Annotated in this window: 16 protein-coding genes; 11 read left to right on the forward strand and 5 right to left on the reverse strand. The window is 60.5% G+C overall.

The window, feature by feature from the left end; genetic code table 11:
• Nucleotides 1-31: 31 nt before the first annotated feature.
• From KHO07_RS24875 to KHO07_RS24890, 4 genes are read left to right on the forward strand one after another with little or no spacing between them, the layout of a single operon-like run.
• Nucleotides 32-1,042: an ABC transporter permease subunit gene (locus tag KHO07_RS24875; protein WP_150749576.1), complete on the forward strand. Its 1,011-nt coding sequence runs from the start codon at nt 32-34 to the stop codon at nt 1,040-1,042.
• A gap of 11 nt (nt 1,043-1,053) precedes the next feature.
• Nucleotides 1,054-1,980 (forward strand): ABC transporter permease subunit, encoded by a 927-nt coding sequence (locus tag KHO07_RS24880; RefSeq protein WP_075947651.1) that lies wholly within the window; start codon nt 1,054-1,056, stop codon nt 1,978-1,980.
• Between the two features lie 10 nt (nt 1,981-1,990).
• Nucleotides 1,991-2,959 carry an ABC transporter ATP-binding protein gene (locus KHO07_RS24885; protein WP_150731806.1) on the forward strand — a complete coding sequence of 323 codons (969 nt, stop codon included), beginning with the start codon at nt 1,991-1,993 and terminating at the stop codon, nt 2,957-2,959.
• Nucleotides 2,959-3,939: a peptide ABC transporter ATP-binding protein gene (locus tag KHO07_RS24890; protein ID WP_075947653.1), complete on the forward strand. Its 981-nt coding sequence runs from the start codon at nt 2,959-2,961 to the stop codon at nt 3,937-3,939. Before KHO07_RS24885 ends, KHO07_RS24890 begins: the two co-directional genes overlap by 1 nt.
• A 155-nt stretch (nt 3,940-4,094) precedes the next feature.
• Here KHO07_RS24890 and KHO07_RS24895 read toward each other — a convergent pair whose 3' ends face one another.
• Nucleotides 4,095-4,352 (reverse strand): hypothetical protein, encoded by a 258-nt coding sequence (locus KHO07_RS24895; protein ID WP_212625805.1) that lies wholly within the window; start codon nt 4,350-4,352, stop codon nt 4,095-4,097.
• 206 nt (nt 4,353-4,558) lie between these two features.
• Nucleotides 4,559-6,142, reverse strand: a complete 1,584-nt coding sequence (locus KHO07_RS24900) for a peptide chain release factor 3 (RefSeq protein ID WP_150731804.1) — start codon at nt 6,140-6,142, stop codon at nt 4,559-4,561.
• Nucleotides 6,143-6,470: 328 nt separating this feature from the next.
• Here KHO07_RS24900 and KHO07_RS24905 point away from each other — a divergent pair, with 328 nt between their 5' ends.
• The 5 genes from KHO07_RS24905 (at nt 6,471) to KHO07_RS24925 (ending at nt 11,540) form a co-directional block, all read left to right on the forward strand.
• Entirely contained in the window at nt 6,471-7,187 is a 717-nt protein-coding gene (locus KHO07_RS24905; protein WP_150731803.1) for an ABC transporter permease, read from the forward strand.
• Nucleotides 7,188-7,207: 20 nt separating this feature from the next.
• Complete coding sequence (locus KHO07_RS24910; protein ID WP_150731802.1) at nt 7,208-8,101, forward strand: glycine betaine ABC transporter substrate-binding protein; 894 nt, start codon at nt 7,208-7,210, stop codon at nt 8,099-8,101.
• Between the two features lie 12 nt (nt 8,102-8,113).
• A complete protein-coding gene (locus KHO07_RS24915; protein WP_150731801.1) occupies nt 8,114-8,767 on the forward strand; it encodes an ABC transporter permease in 654 nt (217 codons plus the stop codon).
• Complete coding sequence (locus KHO07_RS24920) at nt 8,764-9,921, forward strand: ABC transporter ATP-binding protein (RefSeq protein WP_150731800.1); 1,158 nt, start codon at nt 8,764-8,766, stop codon at nt 9,919-9,921. The genes KHO07_RS24915 and KHO07_RS24920 overlap by 4 nt, the downstream gene beginning before the upstream one ends.
• A 455-nt stretch (nt 9,922-10,376) precedes the next feature.
• Complete coding sequence (locus tag KHO07_RS24925) at nt 10,377-11,540, forward strand: type III PLP-dependent enzyme (protein WP_150705525.1); 1,164 nt, start codon at nt 10,377-10,379, stop codon at nt 11,538-11,540.
• A gap of 129 nt (nt 11,541-11,669) precedes the next feature.
• On the opposite strand, the gene KHO07_RS24930 is transcribed toward KHO07_RS24925, so the two are convergent.
• Together KHO07_RS24930 and KHO07_RS24935 are read right to left on the reverse strand one after the other, a co-directional pair.
• The gene (locus tag KHO07_RS24930) at nt 11,670-12,437 is read right to left on the reverse strand and encodes a tetratricopeptide repeat protein (RefSeq protein WP_212625806.1); all 768 of its coding nucleotides are present in this window, start codon (nt 12,435-12,437) and stop codon (nt 11,670-11,672) included.
• Nucleotides 12,434-13,114, reverse strand: a complete 681-nt coding sequence (locus tag KHO07_RS24935) for a Fe2+-dependent dioxygenase (protein ID WP_212625807.1) — start codon at nt 13,112-13,114, stop codon at nt 12,434-12,436. Before KHO07_RS24935 ends, KHO07_RS24930 begins: the two co-directional genes overlap by 4 nt.
• Nucleotides 13,115-13,321: 207 nt before the next feature.
• Here KHO07_RS24935 and KHO07_RS24940 point away from each other — a divergent pair, with 207 nt between their 5' ends.
• Complete coding sequence (locus KHO07_RS24940; protein ID WP_212625808.1) at nt 13,322-15,661, forward strand: TonB-dependent siderophore receptor; 2,340 nt, start codon at nt 13,322-13,324, stop codon at nt 15,659-15,661.
• A 198-nt stretch (nt 15,662-15,859) separates the two neighbouring features.
• Nucleotides 15,860-18,388, forward strand: coding sequence for a sulfite reductase flavoprotein subunit alpha (locus KHO07_RS24945; protein WP_212625809.1), 2,529 nt, complete (start codon nt 15,860-15,862; stop codon nt 18,386-18,388).
• A gap of 61 nt (nt 18,389-18,449) precedes the next feature.
• Here KHO07_RS24945 and KHO07_RS24950 read toward each other — a convergent pair whose 3' ends face one another.
• Complete coding sequence (locus KHO07_RS24950) at nt 18,450-19,991, reverse strand: alkaline phosphatase D family protein (protein ID WP_212625810.1); 1,542 nt, start codon at nt 19,989-19,991, stop codon at nt 18,450-18,452.
• Between the last annotated feature and the right edge of the window lie 41 nt (nt 19,992-20,032).

Raw genomic sequence — 20,032 nt, forward strand, 5'->3', positions numbered from 1 at the left:
CGCCTAACCGGCTGATGAGGTACACCACACGATGTTTAGTTTTATTGCCCGCCGACTGGGGTTACTGATCCCCACGTTCTTCGGCATCACCTTGCTGACTTTCGCGTTGATACGCATGATCCCTGGCGACCCCGTGGAAGTCATGATGGGAGAACGCAGGGTCGACCCCGAAATGCACGCTCAGGCAATGGAACGCCTAGGTCTGAACAAACCCCTGTATGCCCAGTACCTGGATTACATCGGCAAACTGGCCCAAGGCGATCTCGGGGAATCCCTGCGTACCCGTGAGAGCGTCTGGACCGAGTTCACCTCCCTCTTCCCCGCGACCCTGGAACTGTCCATGGCCGCGCTGTTGTTCGCCGGCATCCTGGGCCTCCTGGCCGGGGTGATTGCGGCACTCAAGCGAGGATCGCTGTTCGACCACGGGGTGATGGGCATCTCCCTCGCGGGATACTCGATGCCGATCTTCTGGTGGGGCCTGATCCTGATCATGTTCTTCTCGGTGTCCCTGGGCTGGACCCCGGTGTCCGGGCGGATCGACCTGCTCTACGACATCGAGCCGCGTACCGGCTTCATGCTGATCGATACGTTGCTGGCCGATGACGTCGGCGCGTTCTTCGATGCGCTGCATCACCTGATCCTGCCGGCCATCGTACTCGGTACGATCCCGCTGGCAGTGATCGCGCGGATGACCCGTTCGTCGATGCTCGAAGTGCTGCGTGAAGACTACATCCGTACCGCCCGCGCCAAAGGCCTGTCGCCATCGCGCGTGGTATTCGTCCACGGCCTGCGTAACGCGCTGATCCCGGTACTGACGGTGGTCGGCCTGCAAGTCGGTACCCTGCTGGCCGGCGCGGTCCTGACCGAAACCATCTTCTCCTGGCCGGGCATCGGCAAATGGCTGATCGAAGCCATTGGCGCCCGGGACTACCCGGTTGTGCAAAACGGCATCCTGTTAATCGCCTGCCTGGTGATTCTGGTCAACTTCGTAGTGGACATCCTCTACGGCTTTGCCAACCCACGCATCCGTCATCAGCGCTGAGGTCAATACCCATGAGCACTCCAACATCCTCAGTAGCCAACGCCGCGTCCGCCGTGGATCAAAGCCTGCTGTATCCGTCGCCGTACAAAGAATTCTGGCAAGCGTTTTCCAGGAACAAAGGCGCCGTCGCCGGCCTGATGTTCATGCTGCTGGTGATCTTCTGCGCCATCTTCGCCCCGTGGGTTGCCCCCCACGACCCGAGCGAGCAATACCGTGATTTCCTGCTGACCCCGCCAGCCTGGCTGGAAGGCGGGCAGATCCAGTTCCTGCTCGGTACCGATGAACTGGGTCGTGACCTGCTGTCGCGCCTGATCCAGGGTTCGCGCCTGTCGCTGCTGATCGGTTTGTCGTCGGTCGTCATGTCGTTGATCCCGGGGATTCTGCTGGGCCTGTTCGCCGGTTTCTTCCCGAAAGCGGTCGGTCCGACCATCATGCGTCTGATGGACATCATGCTGGCCCTGCCATCCCTGCTGCTGGCCGTGGCGATCGTCGCCATCCTCGGCCCTGGCCTGATCAACACCGTGATCGCCATCGCCGTGGTCTCCCTGCCGTCCTACGTTCGTCTGACCCGCGCCGCGGTGATGGGCGAACTGAACCGCGACTACGTGACCGCAGCGCGCCTGGCCGGTGCTGGCCTGCCACGCCTGATGTTCGTGACCGTGCTGCCGAACTGCATGGCACCACTGATCGTTCAGGCGACCCTGAGCTTCTCTTCGGCGATTCTCGATGCCGCCGCACTTGGCTTCCTCGGCCTTGGCGTACAACCGCCAACCCCTGAGTGGGGCACCATGCTGGCCTCGGCCCGCGACTACATCGAACGCGCCTGGTGGGTAGTCAGTCTGCCTGGTTTGACCATTTTGCTCAGCGTGCTGGCAATCAACTTGATGGGTGACGGCCTGCGCGATGCGCTGGACCCGAAACTCAAGAACGCCGCCTGAGGAGATTCCAATGTCACTGCTAGAAATCAAGAATCTCAACGTTCGTTTCGGCGACAAGAACGCAACGCCCGTGGTCGATGGTCTCGACCTGAAAGTGGACAAAGGCGAAGTGCTGGCCATCGTTGGCGAATCGGGCTCGGGTAAATCCGTGACCATGATGGCGCTGATGGGGCTGATCGAGCATCCCGGCATCGTCACCGCCGACTCGCTCAGCTTTGACGGCAAGGACATGCTCAAGCTGAGCAACCGTCAGCGTCGGCAAATCGTCGGCAAAGACCTGTCGATGGTGTTCCAGGACCCGATGACCGCGCTGAACCCGAGCTACACCGTGGGTTTTCAGATCGAAGAAGTGCTGCGCCTGCACCTGAAAATGTCCGGCAAGGCCGCGCGCAAACGCGCCATCGAACTGCTGGAAAAAGTTGAGATCCCGGGCGCGGCCAGCCGCATGGATGCCTACCCGCATCAACTGTCCGGCGGCATGAGTCAGCGTGTGGCCATTGCCATGGCGATTGCCGGCGAGCCGAAACTGCTGATTGCCGACGAACCAACCACGGCCCTCGACGTAACGATTCAGGCGCAGATCATGGACCTGCTGCTGGCGTTGCAGAAAGAGCAGAACATGGGCCTAGTGCTGATCACCCACGACCTCGCGGTCGTGGCTGAAACCGCCCAGCGTGTGTGCGTGATGTACGCCGGCCAAGCCGTAGAAGTCGGCCAGGTACCGCAACTGTTCGACATCCCGGCGCACCCGTACAGCGAAGCGCTGCTCAAGGCCATTCCGGAACACAGCCTGGGGGCCTCGCGCCTGTCGACCCTGCCGGGCATCGTCCCCGGTCGCTATGACCGTCCGCAGGGTTGCCTGCTGTCGCCGCGCTGCCCATACGTGCAGGACAACTGCCGCACCCAGCGTCCAGCCCTTGACCCGAAAAGCAACAGCCTCGCCCGCTGCTTCTACCCGCTGAACCAGGAGGTGGCGTAATGGCCGTCGTACTTACCGCCCGCGACCTGACCCGTCACTACGAAGTGTCCCGCGGCATGTTCAAGGGTCACGCCACCGTTCGCGCCCTCAACGGTGTGTCGTTCGAGCTGGAAGCCGGCAAGACCCTCGCCGTCGTAGGTGAGTCGGGTTGCGGCAAATCTACCCTGGCCCGCGCCCTGACCCTGATCGAAGAGCCGTCTTCGGGCTCCTTGAAAATCGCCGGCCAGGAAGTCGCCGGCGCCGACAAGGCCCAGCGCAAGCAATTGCGCAAAGACGTGCAGATGGTGTTCCAGAGCCCGTACGCGTCGTTGAACCCGCGGCAGAAAATCGGTGATCAACTGGCCGAGCCGCTGCTGATCAACACCAACCTGTCGGCCACCGAACGTCGCGAGAAAGTCCAGGCGATGATGAAGCAGGTGGGCTTGCGTCCTGAGCACTACCAGCGTTATCCGCACATGTTCTCCGGCGGTCAGCGTCAGCGTATCGCCCTGGCACGCGCCATGATGCTGCAACCGAAAGTGCTGGTGGCGGACGAACCGACCTCTGCGCTGGACGTGTCGATCCAGGCGCAGGTACTGAACCTGTTCATGGATTTGCAGCAGGAGTTCAACACCGCCTACGTGTTCATCTCCCACAACCTGGCGGTAGTGCGCCATGTGGCTGACCATGTGATGGTGATGTACCTCGGCCGTCCGGTGGAAATGGGTCCGAAGGAGGACATCTACACCCGTCCTCTGCACCCTTACACCCAGGCACTGTTGTCGGCGACACCGACCATTCACCCGGATCCGGACAAGCCGAAAATCAAGATCGTCGGCGAACTGCCCAACCCGCTGAACCCGCCGCCTGGCTGCGCTTTCCACAAGCGCTGCCCGTATGCTACCGAGCGTTGCAGTACTGAAGAGCCGGCCCTGCGCCTGCTCGACAGCCGCCAAGTGGCTTGCCACTACGCCGAGCAGTTCGTGCACGGCGCGGCGTAAAAACTGTGGGAGCCAGCCTGCTGGCGATAGCGGTATACCGGTCAACATTTCTGTTTACCGGCACACCGCAATCGATAGCAGGCTAGCTCCCACAGGGGTTGTGTTGATCGAACCCCTTCCACTTCAAGTGGAAGGGGTTTTATTTTGTCTGCGATTTAGGTCTGGCTGTCGCCTTCGTCAGCGTCATCGGAGTCCGGATCATCGGTCATCGAGTCATCGTCACCCTCGCTACCTCCCTGCCCCTTGTCGCCCGGCTCCGACTCAGACTTGGCGATCATCAACTCGCCGTGAGCCCCCTGCCCACTCGAGGCCTGGGTCTCGTGTTCTTCGCACTCAGCCCAGACCGCCGAGCTGCCGAGCGCCAGCATCACCAATACCTTCATCATCAATAAAATGCGTAGCAATCTGTTCATGAGCGAATCCATCCTGTCGAAGAGTGCCTGTCTGGCGCCGATTGAAATCTAGTTCCGATCAGCAGGGTTCTCCAGATAGGACGTTAATGATGAGAGGGAAATGCAATGGATGTAGAGACTGGTTTTGAATAAGCGTTATGCCGAAAAGATCAAAAAAAAAGCGAAGCCCGAAAGCTTCGCTTTTTCCCTGCCTGAACACCTAATGCTTAATGATGCTCACGCGTCGCACGGAATTTCACGTCCGGCCAGCGCTCTTCCATCAGCGCCAGGTTGACCCGCGTAGGCGCGAGGTAGGTCAGGTGACCGCCGCCGTCCAGCGCGAGGTTTTCCACGGCCTTGTTGGAGAATTCTTCAAGCTTCTTCTTGTCGCTGCATTCGATCCAGCGTGCCGAGTACACGGTGATCGGCTCGTAGGAGCACTCGACCTTGTATTCCTCTTTCAAACGGCTGGCGACCACATCGAACTGCAGCACACCGACGGCGCCGAGGATGATGTCGTTGCTGCGCTCCGGGAAGAACACCTGGGTCGCGCCTTCTTCGGCCAGTTGTTGCAGGCCCTGGCGCAGTTGCTTGGATTTCAGCGGGTCTTTCAGGCGTACGCGGCGGAACAGTTCCGGAGCGAAGTGCGGGATACCGGTGAAGCCCAGGACTTCGCCTTCGCTGAAGGTGTCGCCGATCTGGATGGTGCCGTGGTTGTGCAGGCCGATGATGTCGCCGGCGTAAGCTTCTTCCAGTTGCTCACGCTCGGAGGAGAAGAACGTCAGGGCGTCGCCGATGCGCACATCCTTGCCGGTGCGCACGTGGCGCATCTTCATGCCCTTTTCGTACTTGCCGGAGCAAATGCGCATGAAGGCGATGCGGTCGCGGTGTTTCGGGTCCATGTTCGCCTGGATCTTGAAGATGAAGCCCGAGAACTTCTCTTCCACCGGCTCTACGGTGCGCTCGTTGGCGACACGGGCCAGCGGGCGTGGCGCCCAATCGACCACAGCGTCAAGCACGTGGTCGACACCGAAGTTACCCAGCGCGGTACCGAAGAACACCGGGGTCAGCTGACCGTCGAGGAACTCCTGCTGGTTGAACTCGTGGCAGGCACCCTGCACCAGTTCCAGCTGTTCGATGAAGCGCTCGTACTCGTCGCCCAGGTGCGCGCGCGCTTCGTCAGAGTCAAGCTTCTCGATGATCTTGGTTTCGGTGCGCTCATGACCATGACCGGCGGTGTAGACGATGATGTAGTCGTCGGCGAGGTGGTACACGCCCTTGAAGTCGCGGTAGCAGCCGATCGGCCAGGTGATCGGCGCGGCTTTGATCTTCAGGACCGCTTCGATCTCGTCGAGCAGTTCGATCGGGTCGCGGATGTCACGGTCGAGTTTGTTGATGAAGCTGACGATCGGCGTGTCACGCAGGCGGCAGACGTCCATCAGCGCGATGGTCCGGGGCTCTACACCTTTACCGCCGTCGAGCACCATCAACGCCGAGTCCACCGCCGTCAGGGTGCGATAGGTATCTTCGGAGAAGTCTTCGTGGCCCGGGGTGTCGAGCAGGTTGATCATGTGCTCGCGATACGGGAACTGCATGACCGACGTGGTAATGGAAATACCACGCTGCTTTTCCATTTCCATCCAGTCGGAGGTGGCATGGCGGTCGGATTTACGAGATTTCACCGTGCCGGCCACCGCAATCGCCTTGCCCATCAGCAAGAGCTTTTCGGTGATGGTGGTTTTACCGGCATCGGGGTGGGAAATAATGGCGAAAGTGCGGCGTTTCGCGACTTCGGCGGCCTGTTTGGTCATGGGAAATCGCCTGGCAGGTGATTCAAAAAAGGGCGCAGATTATAGCCCAAGTTGATCCAAGAACCGAACCGTTGAGCACATTCGGGGTGGCCAAATGCTGCCGCAGATGGGAACCTTTTAAAGCACGGAGACGTCCACTCCCCCGTAACGACCACTCGTCGGGGGCCAGAAATTCCGCAATTCGGCCTGACGAGGCTGTGCTCATGGCTCGATTGCATGCCGTTTTAGCGGCGTGTTCGAGCTGCTTCTCGCGAACATCTGATCCCGGCAGCCAGGCATGGCATGCCACACGGGACTGCGTTCGCCGACTGAAAAAAGGAGTCCGCCTGTGGCTATCCACTATGGCAAAGGGCTGATAGGAGGCGCGCTGGTAATCGCCCTTCTGGCCCTGCTGATCAACTGGATCGGCATCAACACGATCGAACACTACCGCGACGATTTATTGTTTTACCTGCAAGCTCATTTGATTCTCGTCCTCGCGTCCATGCTGGCCGCTCTCGTCGTGGGTATCCCTGCCGGCATCTTCCTCAGCCGCCCGAGCATGATCGGCCGTGCCGAGCGCTTCATGCAGTTCTTCAATATCGGTAACACCGTCCCCCCCCTCGCCGTGCTGGCCATCGCCCTCGGCATCCTCGGCATCGGCAGTGGTCCGGCCATCTTCGCGCTCTTCCTCGCCTCGTTGCTGCCTATCGTGCGCAACACCTACGAAGGCCTGAAAAACGTCCAAGGTTCGCTCAAGGAAGCCGCTGTCGGGATCGGCATGACCCCCGCGCAAGTGCTGTGGCGTGTCGAACTGCCAAACGCCGTGCCGATCATCATCGGTGGTGTGCGCGTGGCGCTGGCGATCAATGTCGGGACTGCGCCGCTGGCATTCCTGATTGGCGCCAACAGTCTTGGCAGCCTGATCTTCCCCGGCATCGCCCTGAACAATCAGCCGCAATTGCTGCTCGGCGCCGCGTGTACCGCGCTGCTGGCCTTGTTGCTCGATGGTCTGGTGACACTCGCCAGCCGTCTCTGGCTCGAACGCGGCTTGCGCCCGTCTTAAGCCTCGGCAAAGGAATCGTCATGAAAACATCAAGCTTTTTACTGGGCTGCATCCTGCTGTTCGCCGGATTGGCCCAAGCCGCCGAAAAACCGGTGATCCGCATCGGCGCCCGAGTGTTCACCGAGCAAACCCTGTTGGCCGAGATCACCTCGCAATACCTGCGTACCAAGGGTTACGAGGTGCAAGTGACCGGCGGCCTGGGCAGCAATCTGGCCCGCAGCGCCCACGAAAGCGGCCAGTTGGACATGCTCTGGGAATACACCGGTGTATCGCTGGTGGCCTACAACCATGTCACCGAAAAACTCGACAGCGAACAGTCCTACGCCCGAGTGAAAGAACTTGACGCGAAAAAAGGCCTGGTCTGGCTGACACCGTCGAAATTCAGCAACACCTACGCACTCGCGCTGCCAAAAAACGTTGCGGACGAATACCCGCAGATCAACAGCATCAGCGATCTGAACACGGTGCTGCGCAAGGAAGCCAAGACCAACAATCTGGTGGCGCTGGACACCGAGTTCGCCAACCGTTCGGACGGTCTTGACGGCATGGTCAAGCTCTACGACATGAACCTGACCCGCAAGAACATCCGTCAGATGGACGCCGGCCTGGTCTACACCGCGCTGCGTAATGGCCAGGTGTTTGCCGGTCTGGTCTACACCACAGACGGGCGCCTCAACGCCTTCAAGCTCAAGTTGCTGGAAGACGACAAGCATTACTTCCCCGACTACACCGCCGCTCCGGTGGTGCGTCAGGCCTACCTTGATGCGCATCCGCAACTGGCCGCACAGCTCAAGCCACTGGCTGAACTGTTCGACGACAACACCATGCGCGAGCTCAACGCGCGGGTCGACGTCGAGCATCAAAGCCCTTCAGCCGTTGCCGCCGATTTCCTGCGCCAACACCCACTGAACTGAATAGGAAAAGTCATGGAATTTATCAACGCCTTTTCCCATCTCGACTGGCAACAGGTGATTCACTTGACCTGGCAGCACATTACGCTCGTCGGGATCGCCGTGACCCTGGCGATTCTGGTCGGGGTGCCGCTGGGCATCCTGATGACCCGCTTCCCGAGCCTCGCCGGTCCCCTGCAGGCCAGTGCCACGGTGTTGCTGACCGTGCCGTCGATTGCCCTGTTCGGCCTGCTGCTGCCGTTCTACTCCAAGTTCGGCCAGGGCCTCGGTCCGATGCCGGCGATCACCGCCGTGTTTCTGTATTCGCTGCTGCCGATCATGCGCAACACCTACCTGGCGCTGACCGGTGTCGAACCGGGCATTCGTGAAGCCGCGCGTGGGATCGGCATGACCTTCGGCCAGCGCCTGCGCATGGTTGAACTGCCGATTGCGGTGCCGGTGATCCTCGCCGGTGTGCGCACCGCCGTGGTGATGAACATCGGCGTCATGACCATCGCCGCCACCATCGGCGCCGGTGGCCTGGGCGTACTCATCCTCGCTTCCATCAGCCGCAGCGACATGTCGATGCTGATCGTCGGTGCCGTGCTGGTCAGCTTGCTGGCCATCTTCGCCGACCTGCTTCTGCAATGGCTGCAACGTTCGCTGACTCCAAAAGGATTACTCAAATGATCGAACTTCAAAACCTCAGCAAGACCTTCCAAAGCAACGGCAAAGACGTCAAAGCCGTGGACTCGGTGAGCCTGACCGTCAATGAAGGCGAAATCTGCGTGTTCCTCGGGCCATCGGGTTGCGGCAAAAGCACCACGCTGAAAATGATCAACCGCCTGATCAAGCCGACCTCGGGCAAGATCCTGATCAACGGTGAAGACACCACCGGTCTCGACGAAGTGACCCTGCGGCGCAACATTGGCTACGTGATCCAGCAGATCGGTCTGTTCCCGAACATGACCATCGAAGAGAACATCGTGGTCGTGCCGAAACTGCTCGGTTGGGACAAACAGAAATGCCACGACCGCGCCCGCGAGTTGATGAGCATGATCAAGCTCGAACCCAAGCAATACCTGCATCGTTATCCACGGGAATTGTCCGGCGGCCAGCAACAACGGATCGGCGTGATCCGCGCGCTGGCGGCCGATGCGCCGCTGCTGTTGATGGACGAACCCTTCGGTGCGGTCGACCCGATCAACCGCGAGATGATCCAGAACGAGTTCTTCGAAATGCAGCGGGCGCTGAACAAGACCGTGATCATGGTCAGCCACGACATCGACGAAGCCATCAAGCTGGGCGACAAGATCGCGATCTTCCGCGCCGGCAAGCTGTTGCAGATCGATCACCCGGACACGCTGCTCGCCCATCCAGCGGATGAGTTTGTCAGCAACTTCGTCGGCCAGGACAGCACGCTCAAGCGCTTGTTGCTGGTCAAAGCCGAAGACGCGGCGGACAACGCGCCATCCGTCAGCCCGGAAACACCGGTGGCCGAAGCGCTGGAGTTGATGGATGAGCACGACCGCCGCTACGTGGTGGTGACCTGCACCGAGAACAAGGCGCTGGGCTACGTACGCCGCCGCGACCTGCACCGTCAGACCGGCACCTGCGGGCAATACCTGCGCGAGTTCAATGCCACGGCCGCCTACGACGAGCATTTGCGCATCCTGTTGTCGCGCATGTACGAGTTCAATCGTGCGTGGTTGCCGGTGATGGATGCCGAGCGGGTGTTCCTTGGGGAAGTGACCCAGGAATCGATTGCCGAGTATTTGAGCTCGGGCAAGTCCCGTGGCGGCAAGACCAGTATCGTTTCGCCAGCTGAGACTGCCATCGCCTGACCTGACCCTGTGGCGAGGGAGCTTGCTCCCGCTCGGTTGCGCAGCAGCCGCAAATTCGGGGCCGCTGCGCGGCCCAGCGGGAGCAAGCTCCCTCGCCACAAAGGCAATACAAATCCCGCCAAAACTCTCCATCCGGGGAACATCACACTGTCATGCAGGTCGGTTACATCAGTAGCTGTCAGGGACCGCACGACGGAAGCGTGCAAAAACGCGACATTTTTTGTTGATCTCAAGCCCCTCACGCCCTAAAGTTCGCGCCGAACGTCCATGCTGGAAACGATCCATCCGGCTCAAGTACTGACGACGAGACAGCAAGGCCAAGGGAAAGCAGCGCTTCCCATGGCCTTTTTGCTTTCGGCGACATGCCTTGGGAAGTAGGCGAACCAAAGTGGGGATACGGAGGACGTTCATTTGCACCCATTGATTAATTTAGTTTGCCAGTAGGAGTTCCCAGCATGTCGATCCAGGTCGAAGACTATTTCGCGCGCGAAACCTTTCAGAAAATGAAGGCGTTCGCCGACAAGCAAGAAACCCCGTTCGTGGTGATCGACACCGCGATGATCAGCCAGGCCTATGACGACCTGCGCGCCGGTTTCGAATTCGCCAAGGTCTACTACGCGGTCAAGGCCAACCCGGCCGTGGAAATCATCGACCTGCTCAAAGAGAAAGGCTCGAGCTTCGACATCGCCTCGATCTACGAGCTGGACAAAGTGCTGAGCCGCGGCGTCAGCGCCGACCAGATCAGCTACGGCAACACCATCAAGAAATCCAAGGACATCCGCTACTTCTACGAGAAGGGCGTGCGCCTGTTCGCCACCGACTCCGAAGCCGACTTGCGCAACATCGCCAAGGCTGCACCGGGTTCGAAAGTCTACGTACGCATCCTGACCGAAGGCTCGACCACTGCCGACTGGCCGTTGTCGCGCAAATTCGGTTGCCAGACCGACATGGCCATGGACCTGCTGATCCTCGCCCGTGACCTGGGCCTGGTGCCTTACGGCATCTCGTTCCACGTGGGTTCGCAGCAGCGCGACATCAGCGTCTGGGACGCGGCGATCGCCAAGGTCAAAGTAATTTTCGAACGTCTGAAAGAAGAAGACGGCATTCACCTGAAGCTGATCAACATGGGCGGCGGCTTCCCGGCCAACTACATCACCCGCACCAACAGCCTGGAAACCTACGCTGAAGAAATCATCCGCTTCCTCAAGGAAGACTTCGGTGACGATCTGCCGGAAATCATCCTCGAGCCGGGCCGTTCGCTAATCGCCAACGCCGGCATCCTGGTCAGCGAAGTGGTGCTGGTCGCGCGTAAATCCCGTACCGCCGTCGAGCGTTGGGTGTACACGGATGTGGGCAAGTTCTCCGGCCTGATCGAAACCATGGACGAAGCCATCAAGTTCCCGATCTGGACCGAGAAGAAAGGCGAGATGGAAGAAGTCGTGATCGCCGGCCCGACCTGCGACAGCGCCGACATCATGTACGAAAACTACAAGTACGGCCTGCCGCTGAACCTGGCCATCGGTGATCGCCTGTACTGGCTGTCGACCGGTGCGTACACCACCAGCTACAGCGCCGTCGAGTTCAATGGCTTCCCGCCGCTGAAGTCGTTCTACGTGTAATTACGTCACGCAGAAATCAAAAAGCCCATGACGCGTCATGGGCTTTTTTGTGGGTGTTCTGCAGGAGCCGGCTTGCTGGCGATTAACGTCTGATTAACCGCGGTGCCTGGATCGCCAGCAAGCCGGCTCCTACAGAGGTGTGAATACTTGTTCGAGTTCGGCGAGGCGTTGGGCGTACGCCGGTGCCAACGCGCGAATTTGCGGATCGGTTGCGTTTAACAACGCTTTACTCGCGACCCGCAGGAAATTCAGATTGCCGCCGGTCAGCGCCCTGCGCAGCCATTGCAATGCCTCGTCGATATTCCCTTGATCAGCCAATACAGCTGCAAAGCTGAACTGTCCGCGAAAATCCCCGCCCTCGGCCGAGCGTCGATACCAGTCATGCGCGGCTTTCAAATCCTTCGGGCAGACCTGTCCCTCTTCCAGATATCGCCCCAGCAGGTTCATCGATTTCGCATGGCCCAGTTCAGCCGCGCGGCGATAAAGATTCAGCGCTTGCAACTGATCCTCAACCACCCCACGCCCGGTCGCCAGCAGGTTGGCGAAGTTATACATCGCCCAATCCAGCCCGGCTTCAGCAGCCTGACGATAGTGCACGGCGGCAACAGCGGCATCCGCTGGGCATCCCCAACCATGCTCATGACAACGGCCGAGCATGTTGCGCGCCATCAAATGCCCGCGCCGGGCGGCGATGTCGAACCAGCGCACGGCCAGCGGCTGATCCTGAGCGATGCCCTGCCCGTCCAGCAGAATCTGCCCGAGCAGCGCCTGGGCATCGAGGACGTCTTCACGGGCGGCCATCAGAATGGCCTGGGCGGCACGGGCCGGGCTTTCTTCGAGCATGGATTTAAGCGCATCACCGTCGAGGACTTCCTCACGACGCAATTGAAAACTCATACCTCGACCCAGCGGCGCAACAGGTTGTGATAAGTGCCGGTCAGGCGGATCAGCGACGGGTGATCGGGCACATCCTGGGTCAGTTGCCGGATCGCCCCGTCCATCTCGAACAGCAGCGCCCGCTGACTGTCTTCACGCACCAGGCTCTGCGTCCAGAAGAACGAGGCATAGCGCGTGCCGCGAGTTACCGCGTTGACCTTGTGCAGGCTGGTGCCTGGGTACAAGACCATATCGCCGGCGGGCAACTTCACACGCTGGGTGCCGTAGGTGTCCTGGATTTCCAGCTCGCCGCCGTCGTAATCCTCGGGCTCGCTGAAGAACAGCGTGGCCGACAGGTCAGTGCGCACCCGTTCAATGCTGCCCTTGGGCTGGCGCACGGCGTTGTCGATGTGGAAATCGAAACTGCCACCGGCCGTGTAACAGTTCAGCAACGGAGGAAACACCTTGTGCGGCAATGCCGCTGACATGAACAGCGGATTCTTCCACAGCCGTTCGAGCATGGCCGCGCCAATTTCCTTGGCCAGCGGATGGCCTTCCGGCAACTGCAAATTGTGCTTGGCCTTGGCCGATTGATAACCGGCGGTGATCTTGCCGTCGGCCCAATCAGCCTGTTCCAGAGCCTCGCGAATGCGCTGCACTTCTTCTTTTTCGAACAGGCCGGGAATGTGCAGCAACATGGTGAAGACACCTGGAGGCAAAAGGATGGCAATGATATTGATTCTTATTGCCCATGTAAAACCCGCCAGACGAACGAAACAGTAAAAACCGTAAGGCTAAATTGTAAAGAATGTAAATTCAGTGCGAATAGTAATGTTTCGCAATTGATACGAATACGTGTTTACCCTATATTCCGCCGCCTCAAATCCTTGGGGAGGGGAATAAAAATGTCACGTCAACAAGCACAATTACCCGTCAGTTCACCGCGTTTGCTCGCTTCTGCAATTGGCGTGGCGATCACTGCCGGCTCCGCTGGCCACATGGTTTTCGCGGCTGAAAAGACCGACGAGAAAGCGCCGGGCAACACGATCTCCCTCGGTGCCACCGCCATTACCGGTGAAGCCCAGGACGAGACGACCTACAACGTCGAAAAAGCGTCCTCTCCCAAGTACACCGCACCGCTGGTCGACACCCCACGCTCGGTTACGGTCATCCCGCAACAAGTCCTCAAGGACACCGGCGCCCTGAACATGCAGGATGCGCTGCGCACCGTTCCAGGCATCACCTTCGGTGCCGGTGAAGGCGGCAACCCGCAGGGCGACCGTCCGTTCATTCGCGGTTTCGATGCCCAGGGCGACACGTACCTCGACGGCGTGCGCGACACCGGTTCGCAGAGCCGCGAGATCTTCGCCGTAGAATCGATCGAAGTCAGCAAAGGCCCGAACTCGGCCATCGGCGGCCGTGGCGCGGCTGGCGGCAGCATCAACCTGGTGAGCAAGAAAGCGCACCTGGGCAACTCGTTCGACGGTGGTTTCACCTGGGGTTCCGACCAGACCCAGCGTTACACCATGGACGGCAACTATCAGTTTTCCGACACCGTCGCCGGCCGTCTGAACCTGATGAGCCACGAAAGCAACGTCGCCGGCCGTGACAGCGTCGATTACGACCGCTGGGGCGTGGCACCGTCGCTGGCCTTCGGCCTGGGCACCGACACCCGGGTCAACCTCGACTACTACCATCTCGAAAGCAACGACACGCCGGACTCGGGCATTCCCTACTCGATCCCGACCGCTGGCTCCGCTGCCCGTACCAAGTCCAACCCGGACAAGCCTGAGGATGGCGGCGACAGCAGCAACTTCTATGGTCTCGACGGCCGCGACTTCCGCAAGGGCCGCACCGACACCGCGACCATCTCCATCGAGCACGACCTGAACGACGCGTTGACCGTGAAGAACACCCTGCGTCACGGCTCCAGCATGCAGGACTACATCCTGACCCAGCCGGACGACAGCAAGGGCAACGTCAACAATGGCAGCGTATGGCGCCGGGCCAACACCCGCGTCAGCAACACCGAGACCACCACCAACCAGACCGACCTGTTTGGTGACGTGTACATCGCCGGCTTCAAGAACAGCTTCGCCACCGGTATCGAGTTGAGTCGCGAGGAAAGCCAGAAATCCTCGTACAACGTCAACACCGACACCACGCCGCTGACCCCAACGACCCCGACCAATCCATCGGGCACCAACTGCTCGCCTGCACTGATCGGCGCTGCGAGCAATTACAACTGCACCTCGCTGTCCAACCCGAACCCGGGCGACCCATGGAACGGCGCCATCTCGCGCAACTATGCCGGCACCGACACCACGGGTAAAACCTACGCGCTCTACGTGTTCGACACCCTGACGCTGTCCGAGCAGTGGCTGGTGAACATGGGCCTGCGCTACGACCATTTCGACACCGACTACAAAACCTACAACGCGGCCGGCACCACCACCGCCAAAGGCGATGATGTCAGCGAGTTCGTGACCGGTCAGTTCGGCGTGGTCTACAAGCCGGCAGAAAACGGCAGCATCTATGCGTCCTACGCAACCTCGGCAACGCCACCGGGCGCTACCCTCGGCGAAGGCCAGGACGGCAACCCGCTGGGCGGCACCCCGGATCGCAGCGGCAACTTGTTGAGCAGCGACATGGAGCCGGAAACCACCAAGAACTACGAAATCGGCACCAAGTGGGATCTGTTGAATGATCGTCTGTCGTTGACGGCAGACATCTTCCGCACCGAGAAAGACAACGCTCGCGTGCAAACCAACACCACCACTTACGAAAACGTCGGTAAAACCCGCGTTCAAGGTTTCGAACTGTCGGCCACCGGCAAGCTCACCGACCAATGGCAGGTGTTCGCCGGTTACGCCTACATGGACAGCGAACAGGTGGATGGCGGCGACTTGCCGGCCAACCGAGCCAACAATGGCAACGAACTGCCGAACACCCCGAAGAACAGCGCCAGCCTGTGGACGACCTACCAGGTCACACCGAAGCTGACCATCGGCGGCGGCGCGTTCTATGTCGACGACGTCTTCGGCAGCGCGGCCAACACCACCATGGTTGATTCCTACGTTCGCTACGATGCAATGGCCGCCTACAAGCTGACCAAAAACATCGACCTGCAATTGAACGTGCAGAACCTGACCGACGAAACCTATTACGACAAGGCCTTCTCGACTCACTTTGCCAACCAGGCGGCGGGCCGTACTGCTTTGCTGAGCACCAACTTCCACTTCTGATTGCACAACAGCGCAATCCCTGTGGGAGCGAGCTTGCTCGCGATGGGGCCATAACATTCAACATGTAGGTTGACTGTAAGGCCGCCATCGCGAGCAAGCTCGCTCCCACAGCTTTTGTGTGTAAAAGGAATGTTTCTCGACAACCCACGGCATAATGCGCGCCGTGATGACCATTTTTGAACGAACAAGGCGAGCGACGTGTTGAAGAAAACCCTGTTCCAGTTGCACTGGTTTTTTGGCATCAGCGCCGGACTGGTCCTGGCCCTGATGGGCATCACCGGGGCGACGGTGTCGTTTCAGGATGAGATCCTGTACGCGTTGAACCCGTCTGTGTTGCAGGTGCAGAAACAGGTCGCCGGGGTGCTGCCGCCTGCTGAACTGGTAGAAAAAATCGAAGCGGCCACGAGCCTGAAAGTTGCGATGCTCTCGGTCGACATCGACAGCGACATCGCCGCAAAAGCCTTCTTCACCCCGGCACCGGGTGAGCGTCGCGGCCCCATGCGTTTCTTCGACCCGTACACCGGCGAACTGTTGGGTAACGCTAGCGGCCAGCAATTCTTCGGCCTGATGCTGCAACTGCACCGCTTCCTCGCCATGGGCGATACCGGTCGGCAAATCACCGGCGCCTGCACCCTGATCCTGGTGTTCTTCTGCCTGTCCGGCCTCTATCTGCGCTGGCCGCGCCAATGGAAAAGCTGGCGCGCCTGGCTGACCCTCGACTGGAAGAAAAAAGGTCGCAGCTTCAACTGGGACCTGCACTCGGTCGCCGGAACCTGGTGCCTGGTGTTTTATCTCTTGTCGGCGCTGACCGGGTTGTCCTGGTCCTACGAGTGGTACAACAAGGGCCTGAACCAATTGCTCTCCGACTCACCGCAGAACGAACGCGTTCGCGGTGGTCGCGGCCCGGCCCCAAGCGGCCCGGCGCCAACGGCCGATTACTCGGCCATGTGGAGCAGCATCTACAGCGCGGCCGGTCCCGGCCTGAGTTTCTATAACACCCGCATGCCTCCGGTGGCCGGACAACCGGCGACCGTTTTCTACCTGCTCAAAGACTCGCCCCACGACCGGGCTCTGAACCAGATCACCCTCGATCCGGTCACCGGTGTGATCAAGCGTCACGACCGCTACAGCGACAAGAGCTTCAAGGCGCAGTTGCTGACCAGCATCTACGCGCTGCACGTCGGCAGTTACTTTGGCATCGGCGGGCGAATCATCCTGACGATCACCGCGCTGACCATGCCGCTGTTCTTCATCACGGGCTGGATGTTGTACCTCGATCGTCGACGCAAGAAACGCCAGATCAAGGACGCCCGCAAAGGCCTCGCGCAACCGGGCAGCGACGCGTCGGCATGGCTGATCGGTTTCGCCAGTCAGAGCGGCTTTGCCGAGCAACTGGCGTGGCAAACCGCCGGCCAATTGCAGGCTGCCGGCCTGCCGGTCAAGGTCCAGCCGCTGGCGGATGTCAGCGAGCAGGACCTGCGTGACTCGAGCAACGCGCTGTTCGTGGTCAGCACCTTCGGCGACGGCGAAGCGCCAGACAGCGCCCGCGGTTTTGAACGCAAGCTACTGGGCCGCAGCTTGAGCCTGGAAAGCATGAACTACGCCGTCCTCGGTCTCGGTGACCGCCAATATCAACACTTCTGTGGTTTCGCCCGGCGCCTGCACAACTGGCTCGGTGAACACGGCGGCAAGACCCTGTTCGCCCCTGTGGAGGTCGACAGCGGCGACCCTTACGCCTTGCGTCACTGGCAGCAGCAACTTGGCCTGTTGACCGGTCAGGCGCCGGTGGACACCTGGCAAGCACCGAGCTACGACAACTGGACCCTGACCCGCCGCGAGCAGCTCAACCCGGACAGCAGCGGTTCGCCCGTCTATTTGCTTGGCCTGACCGCGCCCACCAGTAGCAGTTGGCTGGCCGGTGACCTGGTGGAAGTGTTGCCGCGCAACTGCCCTTGGGCGATCGAGCACTTCCTCGATGGCCTGGGGATCGACGGTCGCGCCACGATTGAACACGAAGGTCTCTCGCAACCTCTGGAGCAAGCCCTCGCCAGCCGTCAACTGCCGGAAAACCGCAGCCACCTGGTGGGCCTGCACGCACAAGCCTTGGTCGATGCCCTCGTGCCGCTGGCCATGCGCGAATACTCGATTGCTTCGATTGCGGCCGACGGCATTCTGGAATTGATCGTGCGCCAGGAACTGCATGCCGATGGCAGCCTCGGCGTCGGTTCCGGCTGGCTCACCGAACACGCGCCGGTTGGCGGCAGCATCAGCCTGCGGGTCCGTCGCAACAGCGGCTTCCATCTGCCGGACGAACCGGTGCCAATGATTCTGCTCGGCAACGGCACCGGTCTGGCCGGATTGCGCAGCTTGCTCAAGGCGCGGATAGCCGATGGGCAGCAACGCCAGTGGCTGCTGTTCGGCGAGCGCAATCGGGAACACGATTACCTGTGCCGCGATGAGCTGGAAGAGTGGTTGACCTGCGGTGACTTGCAGCGTCTGGACCTTGCGTTCTCGCGGGATCAGACCGAGAAGATCTACGTGCAGGATCGCCTGCGCGAGTCAGCCAGTGAGCTGAAGAAATGGCTCGCGGATGGCGCTGTGATCTACATTTGCGGCAGCTTGCAGGGCATGGCGTCCGGAGTGGATCAAGTGCTCAACGATGTGCTGGGTGCTGCCGAAGTGCAGCGCCTGATCGAACAAGGCCGCTACCGCCGCGACGTTTACTGATCCACCAAAAAAACCTGTGGGAGCGAGCAAGCTCGCTCCCACAAGGGGCTGTGTCGTCGGGTCAAACCGGCTGCAGTTTTTGCTCAAACACCGCCACCCCATCCAGATCCCGCAACACCACGCTTAACTCCCCGCTCTGCCCCTCGATATTCACCTCACCAAAAAACTGAAACCCGGCAAACGGTGACGTGTTCTGCGCGGGCGGTGCCTTCTGGAACACCACTTGCGGGCCGAACGTTTTATCCAGCGGATTGGGCCCGTAGCTCCCGGCGTTCAACGGCCCGGCGACGAATTCCCAAAACGGTTCGAAGTCCTGAAACGCGGCACGCTCCGGATGGTAATGGTGGACCGCGCAATAGTGCACATCCGCCGTCAGCCAGACGAAGTTGCGCACCTGCTGCGCCCGCAGAAAGCCCAGCAGCTCGGCGATTTCCAGCTCGCGTCCCTGGGCCGGTCCCGGATCGCCATTGGCCACCGCCTCCCAGCGTGTAACACCGGGGCTGACCTCGCCATCGGGCACGCCGAGACCGATGGGCATGTCGGCGGCGATGATTTTCCACTGGGCCCTGGAGGCTTTGAGCGACGCCTTCAGCCAGTCCAGTTGTTCACGTCCGAGGAACGGCTTTGCGCTGCCGAGGTTGTCATCATTGGCCTCGCGATAGCTGCGCATGTCGAGCACGAACACATCGAGCAACGGCCCGTAACTGAGCTGGCGATAAATCCGCCCGCCGCCATCGGCGCTCTGCAAACGCATCGGTGCATATTCGAGCCAGGCCTGACGCGCGCGGCCCACCAGGCTGTGAATATCTTTGCTCTTGTAACGCTCATCCAGTTGCTTGCCCGGCGACCAGTTGTTCACCACTTCGTGGTCGTCCCACTGCCAGATCTGCGGTACTTCGGCGTTGAAGCGACGGATGTTTTCGTCCATCAGGTTGTAGCGGTAATTGCCGCGATAATCGTCCAGCGTTTCGGCGACTTTGCTCTTGGCTTCGGTGGTGATGTTGCGCCACACGCGACCGCTTTCGGTGGTGAGCTGGGCGGGCACCGGACCGTCAGCGTAGATGGTGTCGCCGCTGTGGATAAAAAAGTCCGGCAGGCGCAAGCGCATGGCTTCGTAGATACGCATGCCACCGATGTCGGGATTGATGCCATAGCCTTGGCCGACGGTGTCGCCACTCCAGACGAAGCGAATATCGCGGCGGGTTTGCGGCACGCTGCGCAAGTGGCCGAACCACGGTTCGCTGGCGACACCGCTTTGGGCGTCTTCAAATCGTACGCGGTAGAAAATGGCCTGATCGGCGGGCAACCCGGTCAGTTCGACACGGGCGGTGAAGTCGGTGCGGGCATCGGCCAGCGCCGAGACGAATCGCCGGGGGTTGGGAAACAGACTGCGAGTGTCCCATTCCACCACCATCCGCGCCGGGCGGTCACTTCGACTCCAGATAATCGCCCGGTCGCCCAGCAGGTCGCCGGACTGCACGCCATCGGTGAGTTGCGGTCGATCCTTGACCGAGGCGATGACCGCTGGCGCCAGCCCCGGCAACAGCAGCCCGGCGCCGACGGCTTGCATCACACGCCGGCGGCCAAGGTTGAAATCGCTCATGGTGTTCTCCCTGGAAAAGGAAAAACTAAAACACGCAGGCA

The sequence above is a fragment of the Pseudomonas sp. PP3 genome (assembly GCF_905336995.1).
In the GTDB taxonomy this organism is placed as follows: Bacteria; Pseudomonadota; Gammaproteobacteria; order Pseudomonadales; family Pseudomonadaceae; genus Aquipseudomonas; species Aquipseudomonas reinekei.